We start from the raw sequence: 2,884 nt of genomic DNA, 5'->3' as shown, positions 1-2,884 counted from the left end.
CGATTCATCAATTTCTCAGGATATTTTTGTCCCGTAACAATCTTTTCAACTTTTTCTCACTAAATGTGGCTTGAGACTTTTTGCGAGTCCATCAAAAATAATTCTGAGAAATTGTTCCAACATAGAAGGTATGACAGATCATTTTATACGATTCTCATTGCGCTCTGAAAAAGACAATAATTTACTGACAGACCGTTTACGTGCCATGCTCGTCCATTGACAACCCTTTACACCTAAGTTTTTTATATGAAAGGTTATACAATGACTCCTTATTATGGCTGGACAGAGAACTGCAAAATGAATCTTCAACAGAAGATAAGAGAAGATATGAAGACAGCAATGAAAGGGAAAGACGATACCGTACGGGACACCCTGCGTATGATTATCAGTGAATTCCCAAAACTGACCGTTCCCATAATTCTTGAATCCGGAAAAAAAAGCTTCCGGTGCAAAAAGAATGAAGAGATCAATGATGAGGATATTACAGGAATTATCAGATCTCTTATCAAGTCTGAAAAAATTCTTCTCGAAGCTAAAAAGGAAACCAGTTCATCCTTCCTTGAGATCCTGCAAACCTATATTCCAAAACCTGCTGAAGAAGAAGAGATCAGGGTATGGATAAAGGAAAATATGAAAATGGAGACCCTTAAAAATGCCATGGCTGCCATGGGGCCTGTCATGAAACATTTTGGGCAGCGAGCGGATGGTTCACTTGTAAAAAAAATTCTGAACGATCTTTAAGTGTGCTTTTTTTGAAAATTCAGCCCTTGAGATAGCCAGTGTAAAAATGGCTTATTTGCTATGAACATCAAAGTAAAATATAATTACTTCATAATATATATAAGCAAGGCTGTGGCATGGCAGTATTCTGCTGCCATGCTGAATTCTGTATCTATTTATTTTCCCTGAAAATTCTCTTGAATGAAATTGAAAGGCGAAAAAATGACAAATTTTATTCCAAAAAAATATAGAATTATCATTTTTTTCACCTTTGTTTTTGTTGTAATTATTTCTTTTATCTTAACATTCACCAATAAATCAAATATCCAGCTATCAAAGACAGCCCATGAAAGCCCTTCTGAAAGTTTTTCCTTTTTTTCAGTTGGAGAAAATACAATTCTTACCCGATCCAAACTTGAAAAATTGAGAAAAATTTTAGGACAGGAACGCCTGGAGAATATAACCCCGGTATTTCTGGATTTTATCCATGAAGGCTGGCTGCCTTCCCATTTTCAGGCAATGAAAGATAAAGATGCTTTTTTTACTAAAAAACATTTGATCCAGCCCATAGCTTCAAATACCCTGAAACTTTATTACAGATATGCGCGTCAGTACAATGTACCCTTTAGTGATATTCTGTTTATTTTTTCTGCATATGACAAAAAACCCTTATTTTTAAAGCTGAAACTTCCAGGGAATGCTGAAATAATTAAAGAATCCCTCCAGAGGAATCATGGAAATCCGGAAAGCATTCAAAAAGATACAACTGAGGGATCTTTTTATTTATGGCAACATCAGAATGATTTTCTTCTAACAGCAACTCTTTCCGACCGCTTTGGGAAACCAGAAACCCATATATTCATTGCCTACATGGATAATCTGGATAGATTTATGCAACAGATTCTTTTGCACCACCCTGAACCAGGTATACGTATCGGTTTTTAAATTGTTTCCCCCCTGAAAAAGAAGGCATCCTCTTCGGGATGCCTTCTTTGAATATCTTATTGGAGTACCCGCTCATGAAGCATGATTTCATGCGGTGCACATAAAAAATCAGAAATTAAAATGTCTGTCAATAAAGCTGTTTCTTGCAAAAAAACCTTTGAAAAATCGAATAAACATGATGACCTCCTTGATATATGTTCCCTATGCAATCGGTTATTTTTTTGCATCACACCATAACGTGTGTGAAACACATACTAAGATTTTTTTTGCCTTAGTCAAGAAATTTTATATGAAAGATTTTTTTCTTGAACCTTATACTTTTATATCCAGAAGATTTTATATCCCCATATCAGGTACGGATCACCGGATCACGACTGGTGCATATCCGGAATACACTTAAAATTTCCATAGGTGATTGTCTTTCCATGGGTATAGCCAATGCTTCCATGGGAAAAGGTGAACTTATTCACAGAGAACAAGACGCAGATATTTTTACAATCCAATGTGATGAAAATCCTCCGGAACCAATTCCTCTTACCCTGATTATGGCTCTTCCCAGACCCAAAGTCTTCAGGCGAATTTTACAATCCATAACAAGTATCGGCATCAAAAATATTATTTTTATACATACTTTTCGGGTTGAAAAAAGTTATTGGCAAAGTCCTTTTCTCAGAGAAAGCACCATCATGGAACAGTGCGCATTGGGTCTTCAGCAAGCCAAAGATACCCTTTTTCCAAAAATTGAGATGTATCCAAGGTTCAAGCCCTTTGCCGAAGATATCCTCCCCTCCCTTTTACAGGATAAAAAAGGATATATTGCCCACCCCTACACAGAGAAAAGATTGCCCATGAATCCTATTTCTCCTGCCATACTGGCCGTTGGCCCTGAAGGTGGTTTTATTCCCTTTGAAATTCTGATGATGGAACAGGCAGGGATGGAAATTTTTTCCATTGGAAAACGTATTTTACGCGTTGAAACAGCACTTCCCATATTAATATCCAGATTTATTCCAAGATGACTCTGTAAGAATAGACCTCTTGTCTACCATAAAAATTTAGCCCTTTATTCTTCCTTTTTTATGAAAACCGCCTTTTTAAAATTTTTATTGTTTTTTTGTACAAACCTTGTAACTACTCCAAAAGTCCGGGCAGCGTGAATAGAAACAGAGAAACAGAGAAACAGGTTCAGCGAGGGATCGAGTCAGCGACAAGGCGTGGC

The 2,884-nt window shown here is 36.8% G+C and carries 3 protein-coding genes; all 3 read left to right on the top strand.

Annotation, left to right across the window (positions count from 1 at the left end):
* Window positions 1–261: 261 nt before the first annotated feature.
* The 3 genes from BR04_RS17510 (at window position 262) to BR04_RS17500 (ending at window position 2,684) form a co-directional block, all read left to right on the top strand.
* A complete protein-coding gene (locus BR04_RS17510) occupies window positions 262–741 on the top strand; it encodes a GatB/YqeY domain-containing protein (RefSeq protein WP_496357317.1) in 480 nt (159 codons plus the stop codon).
* Between the two features lie 201 nt (window positions 742–942).
* Window positions 943–1,665, top strand: a complete 723-nt coding sequence (locus BR04_RS17505) for a hypothetical protein (RefSeq protein WP_496357316.1) — start codon at window positions 943–945, stop codon at window positions 1,663–1,665.
* 305 nt (window positions 1,666–1,970) lie between these two features.
* Window positions 1,971–2,684, top strand: a complete 714-nt coding sequence (locus BR04_RS17500) for a 16S rRNA (uracil(1498)-N(3))-methyltransferase (RefSeq protein WP_496357315.1) — start codon at window positions 1,971–1,973, stop codon at window positions 2,682–2,684.
* Window positions 2,685–2,884: the final 200 nt, after the last annotated feature.

The organism is Desulfobotulus sapovorans DSM 2055 (assembly GCF_059569355.1).
This window is presented reverse-complemented; position numbering and strand designations above follow the sequence as displayed.

What these genes read in the sequence shown, in the direction of transcription:
- BR04_RS17505 (WP_496357316.1), top strand. Translation starts at nt 943, where the DNA reads ATGACAAATTTTATTCCAAAAAAATATAGAATTATCATTTTTTTCACC.
- BR04_RS17510 (WP_496357317.1), top strand. Translation starts at nt 262, where the DNA reads ATGACTCCTTATTATGGCTGGACAGAGAACTGCAAAATGAATCTTCAA.